Origin of the sequence: Methyloceanibacter superfactus (assembly GCF_001723305.1) — a bacterium.
Taxonomy (GTDB): Bacteria; Pseudomonadota; Alphaproteobacteria; order Rhizobiales; family Methyloligellaceae; genus Methyloceanibacter; species Methyloceanibacter superfactus.
Window position 1 is genome coordinate 1 of sequence record NZ_LPWF01000025.1, and the last position, 13,050, is coordinate 13,050.

Below are 13,050 nucleotides of genomic sequence, written 5' to 3' on the forward strand. Positions count from 1 at the left end.
AAGAGAAAGCGCTCAAGTAGCGAAGCGGGTGCGCGAAGAGAAAGCGCTCAAGTAGGCCAGAGGCCGGTAGCGCGAAGAGGAAGCGCTCAAGTAGCGAAGCGGTAGCGCGAAGAGAAAGCGCTCAAGCAGCGAAGCGGGTGCGCGGAGAGAAAGCGCTCAAAGTTGCGAAGGAAGGAAGAACGAGCATGTGCGGGATTGCCGGAGTGATCCATCGCGGCGGCGCCACGGGCGCGGCCAGGAGATGACGTCGATGCTTCAGAGCTTGAAGCATCGCGGGCCCGACTCCACGGGGTTTGCGGTCTACGGCGTGACCACGCCTGACGAATATATCATGCGCCTGAAGCTGGCCGAGGCCGAGGATCTTGAGACCGATTACAAGATCCACGACAAGATCAGGGAGCGTCAGGGCCTAGTCGACAGCCGTCTGTCCGAGCTTGGCGCGGAGACCCTCGACGTGGCGGAGCCGCGGCCCTATGCGTTCCGCTATCGCTTGCGCTATGCCGGCGACACCAAGCAGCTGGCCACGGATATCGAGCAGATCGAGGGCGCCGAGGTGTTGTCCTTCGGCAGCGCGCTCGAGCTGATCAAGGATCTCGGCGACGCCACCCAGGTGTCGGGGCAATATGGTCTGGGCACATTCCGCGGCACGCATGCCATTGGTCACACGCGCATGGCGACGGAGTCGGACGTGGATATCCGCTCGGCGCATCCTTACTGGGCCTATCCGTATAACGACATCTCCGTGGTGCATAACGGCCAGATCACCAATTACTGGATTATGCGCCGGGAGATGGAGCGTCTCGGTCACCGCTTCATGTCGAATTGCGACTCCGAGCTTCTGGCGGTCTACACCGCCAACAATCTGGAGCAGGGGGCGAGCTTGCTCGACTCGCTGAAGGCGTCGATCAAGGAGATCGACGGCGTGTTCACCTATCTGGTCGCCACCGACAGCGAGCTTGGTCTCGCCAAGGACACCATGGCGGCGAAGCCCATGGTTCTTTACGAGAGCGACGATCTCGTCGCTCTTGCCTCCGAGGAGGTGGCCATCCGCGCCATTGTTCCCCGTGAGATCGACACGTCTGACCCTTACGATGAGGAGGTGCGGGTATGGCAGCGCTGACGCGATCGGCCCCTTCGGAGCAGGAGCGCCTGTCCCATGAGATGGGCATGCACACCGAGAAGCTCACCGGGCGCTCGATCGAGAACTTCTTCGACATCGATCTCGGCGAGGAGCATCACGGCTTCTCGCTGCCCAACGCCTTCGAGGTTGACTTCAACAAGCGGGCCGAGATCGACGCGTCCAACATGGACGCCAAGGCGGTCAATTTGCGCATTCGCGAGTTGATGACCGAGGGTTACGGCACCATCGTGCTGAAGAATCCCGGCGCCAAGCACTCGCTTGCGGTTGCATTCTCAACCGGCTCAATCTGATCATCGACGGTTCGCTGGGCTATTTTGGCCTCGGCCTGATCGACGGGCCGAATGTGCGCATCGCCGGCCGTGTCGGCTGGTCCTGCGCCGAGAACATGATGAGCGGGACGGTTCTGATCGAGAAGAATGCCGGCTCGCAGTTCGGCGCGGCGATCAGGGGCGGCGACCTTGTCTGCAAGGGCGATGTCGGCTCGCGCACGGGCATCGACATGAAGGGCGGCAACATCATCGTCGGCGGCAACACGGGGGCCTTCACCGGCTTCATGATGCAGCGCGGGCGCATGGTGATCTGCGGCAACGCCGGCAAGAATCTGGGTGACTCCATGTATGACGGGGTCATCTACATCGCCGGCGAGCCGCAGAGCCTTGGCGTCGACGCGGTGTGGAACGAGATGACCGACATCGACCGTCAATGGCTAGAGCGCAAGTTGCGCATGTACGACGTGATGCCGAAGGGCGGCATCGAGTCATTCCGTAAGATCGGCAGCGGCAAGCAGTTGTGGAACTACGACAATCTGGAGCCGACCGAAAAGAAGATGGTGCTTTAGGCGCCGACGAAGGGGCTGGGTAAATGGCAAAGACCAAGAAGCGAAACGGAAACGGCGCGACGGAGCCGGCGGAATCGAGCCGCTTTATCCTCGGCCAGAGTCAGATCTTCACGCCGACCGTGATGAACGACATTCACGTGAAGTCGGAGCTTGGCCGCTACCGCATGCGCGGCTTCTCGCTGTTCAAGAAGATCCCCCATTGGGACGACCTCACCTTCCTGCCCGGCACGCTGACCCGCTTCGTGATCGAGGGCTATCGCGAGAAATGCGATACCAAGACGGTGATCGGGCCGCAGGCGAAGCGTCCGCTCAAGCTCGACATTCCGGTTTACGTGACCGGCATGAGCTTCGGCGCGCTGTCCTTCGAGGCGAAGATCGCGCTGGCCCGCGGCGCCACCATGGCGGGCTCGGCCACCTGCTCGGGCGAGGGCGGCATGATCCCCGACGAGCGGCGTTATTCCTCGAAATGGCTCTATCAGTGCATCCAGTCGCGCTACGGCTTCAACCCGCATCATTTGCGGCTGCCGATGCGTGCGAGTTCTTCATCGGCCAGGGCTGCAAGGTGGGCTTGGGCGGTCATTTGATGGGCCAGAAGGTGACCGATCAGGTTGCCGAGATGCGCTCGCTGCCGGCCGGCATCGATCAGCGCTCGCCGGCGCGTCATCCCGACTGGCTCGGCCCCGACGATCTGGCGCTCAAGATCGAGGAGATCCGCGAGGCGACCAATTGGGAGATTCCGATCCAGCTCAAATTGGGTGCCGCGCGCGTCTATGACGACGTGCGCATGGCCGCCAAATGCGGGCCCGACTCCATCTATATCGACGGCATGGAAGGCTCGACCGGCGCCGGTCCGCACATTGCCACCGAGGATACCGGCGTTCCGGGCATCGCGGCGATCCGCCAGGCGCGGCGCGCCATCGACGAGCTCGGCCTGCGCGGCAAGATCAGCCTGGTCTATGCCGGCGGCATCAGGAACGGCGGCGACGTGGCCAAGGCCTTGGCGCTCGGCGCCGACGCCATCGCCATCGGCCATTCGGTGATGATGGCGCTCAACTGCAACAAGGAGATCCCGGAGTCCGACTTCGAGGCGGAGATCGGCGTGCCGGCGGGGCGTTGCTATCACTGCCATACCGGGCGCTGCCCGGTCGGCGTGGCGACGCAGGACCCCGAGCTCAGGAAGCGGCTCGATCCCGACGAGGCGGCCGAGCGCGTCTACAACTTCCTGCATACGCTGACGCTCGAGGCGCAGATGCTGGCCCGCGCCTGCGGCAAGACCGACATCCATAGTCTCGAGCCGGAGGATTTGGCCGCGCTGACCATGGAAGCCTCGGCCATGGCGCAAGTGCCGCTGGCCGGCACCGACCACACGGTCGGCGTCGCGAATTACCACAAGCTGGGTTGAGTGGAGCAAGACAGATGGCCAAGGATCTGAAGAACGGCAAGAGCGCCGCCAAAAGCGCCGTCAAGGGCGGCAAGTCCGACGACGTCGACAAATATTTGAAGGACGCCGCCGGTCTCGACACCGACCGCGAGAAGGTGATCGGGCAGCACATCGGCTACCGCTACGACGTCAACCTGCTGCCCGACTACGGCCAGCTCACGCCCTTCCTCAAGGACTATATGGAGTTCATGGGCTGGGACGACCTCAACTGGCTCGAGGACGTCCATCTCGGCTACGAGGCCGGCGAGCCCGCCATCTTCGACCGCAACATCAACGGATGGGTGCGCATCCCCAAATCGATGAAGCTGCCAAACACCCAGCAAGCCCGCGACATGCTCGCCCGCGAAATGCTCATCCGATTCCAGACATCGCCAAACCACCCGCTCCACCAACTCAATAAGGCATACCGAAAGTTCTAACGGGACCGCGTGTCCGGCAAACCGTCCGAACGCGCGGGCGTCAGAGTGTAGTGCAAGAACAATTTGCGGAGCTCCGCAAAGCTCCTCTCCCTGGATCGTTCTTGCAAACCTGCCGGCCACTCCGTCTCGGTGTGGCCGGTTTTTTTGATGCTGGGATGGGATGATCGGCGGCGGCAAGGAGATGCCGTCACAAAGAAAAAGGCCCCGGTAAGAAACCGGGGCCAGGCAATTTGCAGGAAACGTCGCTCGGCGCAAACCTCGCAACGACGAAAAACTAATCGGCCCGAGTATCCAGGCAAATACCCCGTTGTGATTACGTACTCGAGAGGATTGCTCCGAAGTCCGACGCGCCGAGCCGACATCGCCAAATCTAGGCGGTGCGGCCGAGCATCAGTATCCAACCCACGACACGACGCTTGAACGGGAGAATGACCGTATGCCGGCGAAGATCATTTGCGGAAAGTCAATTGCCGCGGCTGTACGAAAAGATTGTCAGCAGCGGGTCGAGCGCATGAAACGTTTGACCGGCCGAGTCCCTGGACTGGCCGTCATCATGGTCGGCAGCGACCCGGCTTCGGCGGTCTATGTCCGCAATAAGATCAAGGCCTGCCAGGACGTCGGCATCCGGTCCGAGCGGTTGCTGTACCCGGCGACGGTCTCCCAGTCCGACATCCTCGACACGATCAAAGCCTATGGGGAGGATCCGGAGGTCGACGGCATTCTCGTGCAATTGCCGTTGCCCAAGAGTTTCGATCTGGAGCTCGTCTTGGGGGCGGTCAACGCCGAGAAGGATGTCGACGGCTTTCATCTCTATAATGTCGGGGGGCTCGTCATCGGCAACACGGTCTTTCCGCCATGCACGCCCTATGGCGTCATGCGGCTGTTGGAGCACGAAGGGATCGAGATCGCCGGCCGTAATGCGGTCGTCGTGGGCGCCAGCAACATCGTCGGCAAGCCCATGGCGCTGATGCTCATGCAGCACGAGGCGACCGTATCGGTGTGTCACGCGAAGACGCGCAATCTCGCCGAGTTCACGAGGATGGCGGACATCCTCGTGGTTGCGCCGGGTGCCCCAATTTTACAGCCTCCATGGTCAAGGAGGGCGCCGTGGTCGACGTCGGCATCAATCGCCTGGCCAACGGCCCAATTGGTCGGAGATTGCGATTTCGAAGGCGTGCGGGCCCACGCGTCCTATCTGACGCCAGTGCCGGGCGGGGTCGGGCCGATGACGGTGACCATGCTGCTCGTGAACACCATCAGCTCGGCCGAGCGGACCTTGGCGGCCCAGAACGCCACAATCGAGAACGACGGCCTCGCGGCCTTTGTCGAGTAGCGTCAAGGCGGCGGAGAGCCCGGTAAACCCGGATTCGATGATTGCCACATCGGCTTTCGCTGGGAGCGATGGGTCCGGCGTCTCCCGGCGTGGCGCGGCATCCCACCAATAAGGCCGGACAGCGCCAGCGCGTTCAGTCCCTTGGTCCTTCGTCGAAATCATCACGCAAGGCCCGACGCAAGAGCTTGCCGTTCGGTCCCTTGGGCAACGTGTCGACGCGCGTGTAGATGCGGGGGCATTTGTAGCGGGCAAGGCGCTCGGCGACGAAGCGTTCCAGCTCGTCAGCGCCGATCGGGCCCTTGGCGACGTAGAACGCGGCGATGACGGTCGTGTCGGCCTTGACGGTGACCTCGGCGGCGGCGCTTTCGACGATTGCCGGATGGGCATTCAGCGCGCTCTCGACTTCGATGGGCGAGACCCGGACACCGCCCGCATTCATCATGTCGTCGGCGCGCCCGAGATAGGTGAGCGCGCCCTCCGCCGCCATGCTGACGAGGTCGCCGGTCAGGAACCATTCGCCCCGGAAGCGCGCACGGGTTTCTTCCGGCGCGCCCCAATAGCCCAGCATCAGCCCCGGATCGCGATTCGAGACGGAGAGAATGCCCGGTTCCCCGAAGCCCACCGGACCGTCCTCGCCCAGCACGGCCACGCGCCGGCCGTCTTGCGGATAGCCGAGCGTACCGTGCGGCGCCGTGCGCATGGGTGCGCCCGATATGAAGGTCGAGCATTCCGACATACCGAAGGCCTCGTGGACTGGTGTGCCGGTGGCGTGCTCCCAGGCGGTGCGGGTGGCGTCGGGCAGCTTCTCGCCGGCCGACAGTCCGTGACGGAGGCCGTGGACTGGAGGGACCGGCGTTCTCAGAAGCTGCCGGTAGAGCCCCGGCGCGGCGGCAAAGATCGTTGCGCCGTGCTCGGCCATCAAGCGGCCAAGCTGGTCGGGCGTCACGCCATGGCCTGGGATCAGCGCCGTCGCGCCGCACGTCCAGGGGTCGAGGAGGCCGGTGCCCAGCGTATAGGTCCAGTTGAAGGCGCCGGCGTGTAGCAGGCGGTCGGACTCGATGAGCCCGTACCAGCCGTCCCACATCATCCGCCGGGCCCAGATCGCCCGATGGGCATGGATAACCGCCCGCGGCTGCCCCGAGGTGCCCGACGTATATATAATGTAGCCGGGCCGATCCTGATCGCCCATGACGTAGGCCGCGGGCGCAGGTCGTACATGGCCCGCATGGCCGTGGCCGGAAGGATGGGGCAGGGCGGATTTGCCGGAAGCGCAACCCCCTCGTGGGCCACAATCAGCCGCGGGGCGATGTCCTCGGCGATCGAGCTCACCTCGGGCGCGGTTAGAAGCGAGGACGTCGGAACCGGAATGATGTCGGCCGCGAGCGCGGCGAGATAGCAGATCGGAAATTCCACACTGTTGCCGAGCCGCATGAGGAGCCGGTCGCCTGGCCGTAAGCCCTTGGACAAAAAGCCGTTTGCGGTGCCGCGCACGGCCGCCTCGAGCCGGCCGTAGCTCCATGCCTCAGCCCCTGATGGGGAGAGCACGGCGAGCGCGGTCTTGTCTCCGAGCTCTTGGGCGCGCCCCAGCACATGGGCCGCCAGATTGAAGGGCACCGGGCACGGGGGCGGTGGGCCATGATCGAAGATCGCGGGCATGACGCGCCTGCTACGCTTTCGTATCTTGCGTTGCAAGCCCCCGAAAATGCCATAAACCCTGGCGATATAACGACCGGACCTGGTGTGGCACGGGTTTGTTTAAAGCGTTCAATCTTGACTGAACGAACAAAATGGACCATATGGTCGCCCATGGCAGACGAAACCGAAAAAGTCATCGCTGAGTTCGTGGAGCGGATGGGCCTCATCCTCCAGGCCGACGGCAAGCCGCGCATTGCTGGCCGTATTCTGGGCCTGATGGTGGTGCATGGGGGACCGTTCGGATTCACGGAATTGGCTGAACGTTTGAGCGTGAGCCGGGCCAGCATCAGCACCAATACGCGGCTGCTGGAGGATCTCGGCATCATCGAGCGCACGTCGATGCCCGGCGACCGGCAGGATTATTTCAGGCTGAGCCCCCAGCCTTATGCACGGTTGTTGCGGGGGATTTTTGAACGGATGCACCGCGCCCGTGACGTTGTCGGCGCCACTCGAGCGGCGCTCCCGAAGGACATGGCCGGTGCGCAAGAGCGGTTGGCGGAGCTCGATGCCTTCTACGAAACGCTCATCAACAATTTCGAGACGGTGATCGAAGTCTGGGACGCGAAAGGGAAGAGCCCGGGTTCCCAGAAGCGGGAGCTTACGGAGCAACCGGCATAAGCCAAGCTTGGCGCGCGTAACGCCTGAAGTTGGAGCGTTGGACTTGAACAAGTCATATCTCATAGCAGCGGTTTTCACCCTCGGCCTCGCCGCATGGGTGCTCGGCGGCTATTTCGTCAAGTCCTCGGGCAAGGAAACCCCCGACGCGCCGGCGGTAGCCGACGCCGTCGCGCCGATGACGGTCTCGGTCCGCACCCAAGAAGCCAGATCGGTCGAGCAATATATTGTCGCCCAAGGCCAGGCGGAGCCGAACCGGACGGTGACCATCCGTGCCGAGACGACCGGCCAGGTCGCCGAGATTCTGGCGGACGAGGGCGCGACCGTGGCCGCCGGGGACGTCATCGCGAGACTTGAATCGAACGACCGTCAGGCTCGGCTGGCGCGTGCCGAGGCGCATGTGCGCGAGCAGGAGAGCGCCTACGAGGCGTCCGAAACGCTCGGCAAGAAGGGGTACCAGACGCAGCGCCAGGCGGATCAGACCTTCTCCTCGCTGCAGACCGCGAAGGCCGAGCTGGAAGAGGCACGCATCGAGCTCGAGCGTATCGAGATCAAGGCGCCCTTCGAGGGTGTCGTGCTGTCGAGTCCGATCGAGCTCGGCGCCTATGTTGATGTGAACGGCGAGGTGGCGACGATCGTCGACAACGATCCGCTCGTCGTCAGCCTCAGGATCACCCAGCAGAACATCGCCGATCTGAAGGTCGGCCAGGCCGCGTCCGTGACCTTCGCCACCGGGCAGAAGCGTGATGGTAAGATCCGCTATGTCGCCGCCCGGGCCGACGAGGACACCCGTACGTTCCGCGTCGAGGTCGAGCTTCCCAATCCCGATGGCGAGATTCCCTCAGGCATCAGCGCCGAGGCCAAGATCCCTACGGGATCGGTGATGGCGCATTTCGTTTCGCCCGCCGCCCTGTCGCTCAACGAAGAGGGCAAGCTCGGCGTCAAGACGGTCAATGAGGACAACAAGGTCGCCTTCCATACCGCCGACATTGTCCTATCGGACGTCAACGGCGCGTGGATCACAGGCCTGCCCGCTCATGCGCGCATCATCACCCTTGGCCACGGCTTCGTGCAGATCGGCGAGGAGGTGCAGGTTGCCGAGGAGCAGGGCAACGCCTCCGACGGGTCGCAGGAGGCTGCCGCTCTACTTCCCACGAGCAGTATCGAAGAGCCGACGGCCGCGCGATGAACGCCCTCATCGACGCAGCCTTCACGCGCACCCGCACGGTGGCGTTGGCCTTCTTCATGATCATTGTCATGGGGGCGGTCGCCTATGTTTCGATTCCCAAGGAGTCGGAGCCCGATATTCCGATTCCCACCATCTACGTGTCGATGACCTATGAGGGCATCTCGCCGGAAGACTCCGAGCGGCTCCTCATCCGTCCGATGGAAAAAGAGCTCCAGTCCATCGAAGGCATCAAGGAGATGCGCGCCGTCAGCTCCGAGGGCTACGGCTCGGTCACGCTCGAATTCGACGCGGGCTTCGACGCCGACCAGGCGCTCCAGGATGTGCGCGAGAAGGTGGATATCGCCAAGGCCGAGCTGCCGCCGGACACCGACGAACCCCGCGTTCACGAGGTGAACGTGGCCCTGTTCCCCGTTCTCACCGTCGGCCTGTCCGGCAATGTGCCGGAGCGCACGCTGGTCAACATCGCCCGCGATCTCCAGGACAAGATCGAAGGCCTCCCAGGCGTGCTCGAGGTCGACATCGGCGGCGACAGGGAGGAGCTTCTGGAGATCGTCGTCGATCCCATGGTGCTCGAAACTTACAACGTCTCCTTCGCGGACGTTCTCAGTACGGTCCAGCGCAATAACCGGCTGGTGGCAGCGGGCGCACTGGAAAACGCCGCCGGCCGCATGGTCCTGAAGGTTCCGGGCGTATCGGAGGAGGTCGGCGATGTGCTCGACCTTCCCGTCAAGGTCGTCGGCAACACCGTGGTCAAGTTCCGTGACGTCGCCTCCGTGCGCCGGACCTATAAAGACCCGCAAGGCTTTGCCCGTGTCGCCGGGAAGCCCGCGCTGGCGCTGGAAGTCAAGAAGCGGGTCGGCTCGAACATCATCGAGACCATTGCGGATGTGCGCGAGGTCGTGACGGCTGAGCAGGCCGCGTGGCCCACCGGCGTCAATGTCAGCTTCATGCAGGACAAGTCCGAGCAGATCCGCGACATGCTCGGGGATCTCCAGAACAATGTGATTGCAGCAATCGTCTTGGTGATGATCGTCATCGTCGCCGCCATGGGCGTGCGGCCGGCCATTCTCGTCGGTCTCGCTATCCCGGGTTCGTTCCTCGCCGGCATTCTCGTCATCAACTGGATGGGACTCACGCTCAATATCGTCGTGTTGTTCAGCCTCATCCTCGTGGTCGGCATGCTGGTGGATGGCGCCATCGTCACCGTGGAGCTGGCGGACAGGAAGATGGCCGAGGGCAAGGACCGCAAGGTCGCCTATGCCGAGGCGGCCAAGCGCATGGCCTGGCCGATCATCGCCTCGACGGCCACCACCCTGGTCGTGTTCTTGCCCCTGCTGTTCTGGCCGGGGATCGTCGGCGAGTTCATGAAGTTTCTGCCGATCACCGTTCTGGTGACCCTGACGGCGTCGCTGGCCATGGCGCTGATCTTCATCCCGGTGCTTGGCGGCGTCATCGGCCGCCCCAACGAAGACGACGGCAAGTTGCTGGCCGCCATCAAGGCCGCCGAAGACGGCGATCTCGAGACGATCAAGGGGCCCGCCGGATTCTATCTCGGCACGTTGAAGCGCCTGCTTGCCCATCCGGCAAAGGTTCTCGGCATCGCCGTGGCCCTGCTCATCGGCACCTATGTGGCGTTCGGCATGTTCGGCCGCGGCGTCGAGTTCTTCCCGGACGTCGAGCCGGACTTGGCGCAAGTGCAGGTCCGGGCCCGTGGCGATCTATCGATCCGGGAAATGGACGCCGTCGTGCGCAAGGTCGAGGCCCGGCTCTTGGCGCTTCCCTATTTCGAGACCGTCTATGCCCGGACCCTCGGGGCGGGCGGTAAGCCGTCGCAGACGGGATCGGCCGAGGACGTCGTCGGCATCATCCAATTTGAGTTCACCAATTGGCGCACGCGGCCGCCGGCATCGGAGATCTTGAAAGAGGTCCGCAAGCTCACCGCCGATATTCCCGGCGTGATCCTGGAAGTCCGCAAGCAGGAAGGCGGACCGTCGGCCGGCAAGCCGGTGGAGCTTCAGGTGACCTCTCGCGATCCCGAGAAAATGCCGGGCACGGTGGAGAATCTGCGGCTGATGATGCAGCAGATCGGCGGCTTCATCGACGCGCAGGACAGCCGTCCGCTGCCGGGTATCGAGTGGCGGCTCAAGGTCGACCGGGAGAAGGCGGCCCGCAACGGAGCCGATGTCGCCGTGCTTGGCGATGCCGTCACCATGCTCACCAACGGCATCAAGGTCGCCGAATACCGCCCCGACGATGCCGACGAGGAAGTGGACATCCGTCTGCGCTTCCCGCTCGCCGAACGCAATCTCGAGCAGCTCAACCGGCTGCGCGTGCCGACCAGCAGGGGCCAAGTCCCGATCGGCAACTTCGTCAGTTTCGAGCCGGCGCAGAAGACCGGCAACTTGAACCGGACCGATAGCCGGCGCGTCATCACCATCCAGGCCGACGTCGCCGAAGGCCTGCTGGTCGACGATCAAGTGCGCAAGCTGAAAGCAGCGGTGGCCGAGGCCAATATCGATCCGGCGGTGACCGTGCGCTTCAAAGGCCAGGACGAAGACCAGCGCGAGGCGGGCAACTTCCTTCTCAACGCGTTCGTCATCGCCATCTTTGCCATGACCGCGATCCTGCTCACTCAGTTCAACAGCTTTTATCAGACCGGGCTGGTGCTGAGCGCGATCATTTTCTCCACCGCCGGCGTCATGCTGGGCCTGCTGATCACCGGTCAGCCCTTCGGCATCGTCATGGGCGGCATCGGCGTCATCGCGCTGGCTGGTATCGTCGTGAACAACAACATCATCCTGATCGACACCTATAATGACATGAAGGCGCAAGGACTCGCGCCCAAGGAAGCTATCCTGCGCACGGCAGCGCAGCGCATGCGTCCCGTGCTGCTCACGTCCATCACCACCGTTCTCGGCCTCATGCCGATGGTGTTCGCGCTCAGCATCGACATCATCGGTCAGGACGTGTCCATCGGCGCGCCGTCCACGCAGTGGTGGACGCAGCTTTCCAGCGCCATCGCCGGCGGCCTGACATTCGCCACGCTACTGACATTGGTGCTGACCCCGTGCCTTCTCATGCTGGGCGACAACGCCGCCGCATGGATTGAACGGCGCAAAGCCCGGTGGGCGCAACGCGCCAACCACGCGGCCCGGCCGCAAGCGGCCGAGTAACCCGCCCGTCGGGATTTCGCGCTAGACTGTCATGGCAGCCAGCACGTCATCCGCCAATCGAGGCTTGGGCCCCGTGTTCAACACTTCGCATCGCCGCCTATCGGTTGTCACATCGCTGGCGGCGGCGGTGTTCTTTGGCGACGCCGCTACGGCCACGCCCGCGCAGGCTCCCACGATGTTGCGCGGGGCGAATGTCTCCGGTGGAGACTTCGGCAAGGTCCCTGGAACCTACGGGACTGACTACATCTATCCGAGCAAGGCCGAGGTCGACTACTACGCCGACCGTGGCTTTACCGCATTGCGCGTGCCCATTCGGTGGGAACGGGTGCAGCATGGCCTCTACGGGGAACTCGACAGTCTCGGCGACGGGACCGGCGACTTCGACCGCATAAAGCAGGTGGTGGAGTGGATCACGGACCGAGGCATGACGGCCGTGCTCGATCTGCACGAATATGGCGGCCGCACCGTCGATGGCACCGCCGTTAAGGTAGGCAGCGACGCACTCCCGGCGTCGGCGCTCGCCGATCTATGGGTGCGCTTGGCGAAACCGTTCAAGGACAATGACCGCGTCTGGCTCGGTCTCATGAACGAGCCGGAGGGGATCGCGCCGGCCGACTGGAAAGCGACGGCCCAGTCGGTCACCGATGCCATTCGTGCCGCCGGTATCCGCAATCGTCTGCTGGTGCCGGGCACGGACTATACGGGTGCTCATTCCTGGATCACCAGCGGCAACGCGGCGCAAATGGCGGCCTTTGTCGATCCCGCGAACAACTTCGCCTTCGACGTGCACCAATATCTCGACACCGACAGCTCGGGCACCCATGGCGACTGTGTCGCCGGTGCGGGATCGCGGCTTGACGAGTTTATCGCGTGGGCCAAGGCGGCGCCGGGACGGCGCGGATTTCTCGGCGAGTTTGCCGGCGGCGACCCTGCTCTTCCCGGACAGGCGCAATGCGCCATCGAGTTGCCGGCGCTGCTTGATGCCGCGGAAAGCTCGGGCGTGTTTGACGGGTGGACGGCCTGGGGCGGCGGCCTGTGGTGGGAGCCGTCTTACATCTTTCGTCTCGAGCCGCCGGATTTGTCGGCTGCCGATACGGACTATATGGAGATGCTCAAGCGCTATGTGGATTGACTGCCCAAGGATGCGGCAGTCTCGCGGCAATGCCGCGAGCTTGAATCAAATTTTAGTCATTCTTTAAGCAACAC

The 13,050-nt window shown here is 63.7% G+C and carries 11 protein-coding genes and 1 pseudogene; 10 read left to right on the top strand and 2 right to left on the bottom strand.

What is annotated here, in order from left to right; genetic code table 11:
• The first annotated feature begins 250 nt into the window (after positions 1-250).
• The 6 genes and pseudogenes from AUC69_RS07910 to AUC69_RS07930 all read left to right on the top strand — a co-directional run bounded on the left by AUC69_RS07910 (position 251) and on the right by AUC69_RS07930 (position 5,172).
• Positions 251-1,120 carry a class II glutamine amidotransferase domain-containing protein gene (locus AUC69_RS07910; RefSeq protein WP_204377291.1) on the top strand — a complete coding sequence of 290 codons (870 nt, stop codon included), beginning with the start codon at positions 251-253 and terminating at the stop codon, positions 1,118-1,120.
• Positions 1,108-1,431, top strand: coding sequence for a hypothetical protein (locus AUC69_RS17920; RefSeq protein ID WP_204377292.1), 324 nt, complete (start codon positions 1,108-1,110; stop codon positions 1,429-1,431). Before AUC69_RS07910 ends, AUC69_RS17920 begins: the two co-directional genes overlap by 13 nt.
• Before the next feature lie 14 nt (positions 1,432-1,445).
• A complete protein-coding gene (locus tag AUC69_RS07915) occupies positions 1,446-1,979 on the top strand; it encodes a GltB/FmdC/FwdC-like GXGXG domain-containing protein (RefSeq protein WP_244500176.1) in 534 nt (177 codons plus the stop codon).
• 122 nt (positions 1,980-2,101) lie between these two features.
• Positions 2,102-3,381, top strand: a pseudogene (locus AUC69_RS07920) (FMN-binding glutamate synthase family protein).
• Between the two features lie 14 nt (positions 3,382-3,395).
• Entirely contained in the window at positions 3,396-3,839 is a 444-nt protein-coding gene (locus tag AUC69_RS07925) for a hypothetical protein (RefSeq protein ID WP_069441684.1), read from the top strand.
• A 436-nt stretch (positions 3,840-4,275) separates the two neighbouring features.
• Positions 4,276-5,172 carry a bifunctional 5,10-methylenetetrahydrofolate dehydrogenase/5,10-methenyltetrahydrofolate cyclohydrolase gene (locus AUC69_RS07930; RefSeq protein WP_280136630.1) on the top strand — a complete coding sequence of 299 codons (897 nt, stop codon included), beginning with the start codon at positions 4,276-4,278 and terminating at the stop codon, positions 5,170-5,172.
• Positions 5,173-5,305: 133 nt separating this feature from the next.
• Here the strand turns inward: AUC69_RS07930 and AUC69_RS07935 are convergent, their stop codons facing one another.
• Positions 5,306-6,361, bottom strand: a complete 1,056-nt coding sequence (locus AUC69_RS07935; protein WP_204377293.1) for a class I adenylate-forming enzyme family protein — start codon at positions 6,359-6,361, stop codon at positions 5,306-5,308.
• On the bottom strand, positions 6,256-6,828 hold the full coding sequence (locus AUC69_RS17925; RefSeq protein ID WP_204377294.1) for an AMP-binding protein: 573 nt from the start codon (positions 6,826-6,828) through the stop codon (positions 6,256-6,258). Before AUC69_RS17925 ends, AUC69_RS07935 begins: the two co-directional genes overlap by 106 nt.
• Before the next feature lie 150 nt (positions 6,829-6,978).
• On the opposite strand from AUC69_RS17925, the gene AUC69_RS07940 reads away from it, so the two are divergent.
• The 4 genes from AUC69_RS07940 to AUC69_RS07955 all read left to right on the top strand — a co-directional run bounded on the left by AUC69_RS07940 (position 6,979) and on the right by AUC69_RS07955 (position 12,976).
• Positions 6,979-7,485, top strand: coding sequence for a GbsR/MarR family transcriptional regulator (locus tag AUC69_RS07940; protein WP_069441685.1), 507 nt, complete (start codon positions 6,979-6,981; stop codon positions 7,483-7,485).
• Positions 7,486-7,528: 43 nt separating this feature from the next.
• Complete coding sequence (locus AUC69_RS07945; RefSeq protein WP_141700666.1) at positions 7,529-8,671, top strand: efflux RND transporter periplasmic adaptor subunit; 1,143 nt, start codon at positions 7,529-7,531, stop codon at positions 8,669-8,671.
• Positions 8,668-11,844 (top strand): efflux RND transporter permease subunit, encoded by a 3,177-nt coding sequence (locus AUC69_RS07950; RefSeq protein WP_069441687.1) that lies wholly within the window; start codon positions 8,668-8,670, stop codon positions 11,842-11,844. Before AUC69_RS07945 ends, AUC69_RS07950 begins: the two co-directional genes overlap by 4 nt.
• 73 nt (positions 11,845-11,917) lie before the next feature.
• A complete protein-coding gene (locus tag AUC69_RS07955) occupies positions 11,918-12,976 on the top strand; it encodes a glycoside hydrolase family 5 protein (protein ID WP_158008048.1) in 1,059 nt (352 codons plus the stop codon).
• Positions 12,977-13,050 lie beyond the last annotated feature (74 nt).

Bases quoted from the DNA above. Each gene is read 5' to 3' on its own strand.
- AUC69_RS07950 (WP_069441687.1), top strand. From the start codon at position 8,668: ATGAACGCCCTCATCGACGCAGCCTTCACGCGCACCCGCACGGTGGCG.
- AUC69_RS07910 (WP_204377291.1), top strand. From the start codon at position 251: ATGCTTCAGAGCTTGAAGCATCGCGGGCCCGACTCCACGGGGTTTGCG.
- AUC69_RS17925 (WP_204377294.1), bottom strand. From the start codon at position 6,828: ATGCCCGCGATCTTCGATCATGGCCCACCGCCCCCGTGCCCGGTGCCC.
- AUC69_RS07930 (WP_280136630.1), top strand. From the start codon at position 4,276: ATGCCGGCGAAGATCATTTGCGGAAAGTCAATTGCCGCGGCTGTACGA.
- AUC69_RS07925 (WP_069441684.1), top strand. From the start codon at position 3,396: ATGGCCAAGGATCTGAAGAACGGCAAGAGCGCCGCCAAAAGCGCCGTC.
- AUC69_RS07940 (WP_069441685.1), top strand. From the start codon at position 6,979: ATGGCAGACGAAACCGAAAAAGTCATCGCTGAGTTCGTGGAGCGGATG.
- AUC69_RS17920 (WP_204377292.1), top strand. From the start codon at position 1,108: ATGGCAGCGCTGACGCGATCGGCCCCTTCGGAGCAGGAGCGCCTGTCC.
- AUC69_RS07935 (WP_204377293.1), bottom strand. From the start codon at position 6,361: ATGGGCGATCAGGATCGGCCCGGCTACATTATATATACGTCGGGCACC.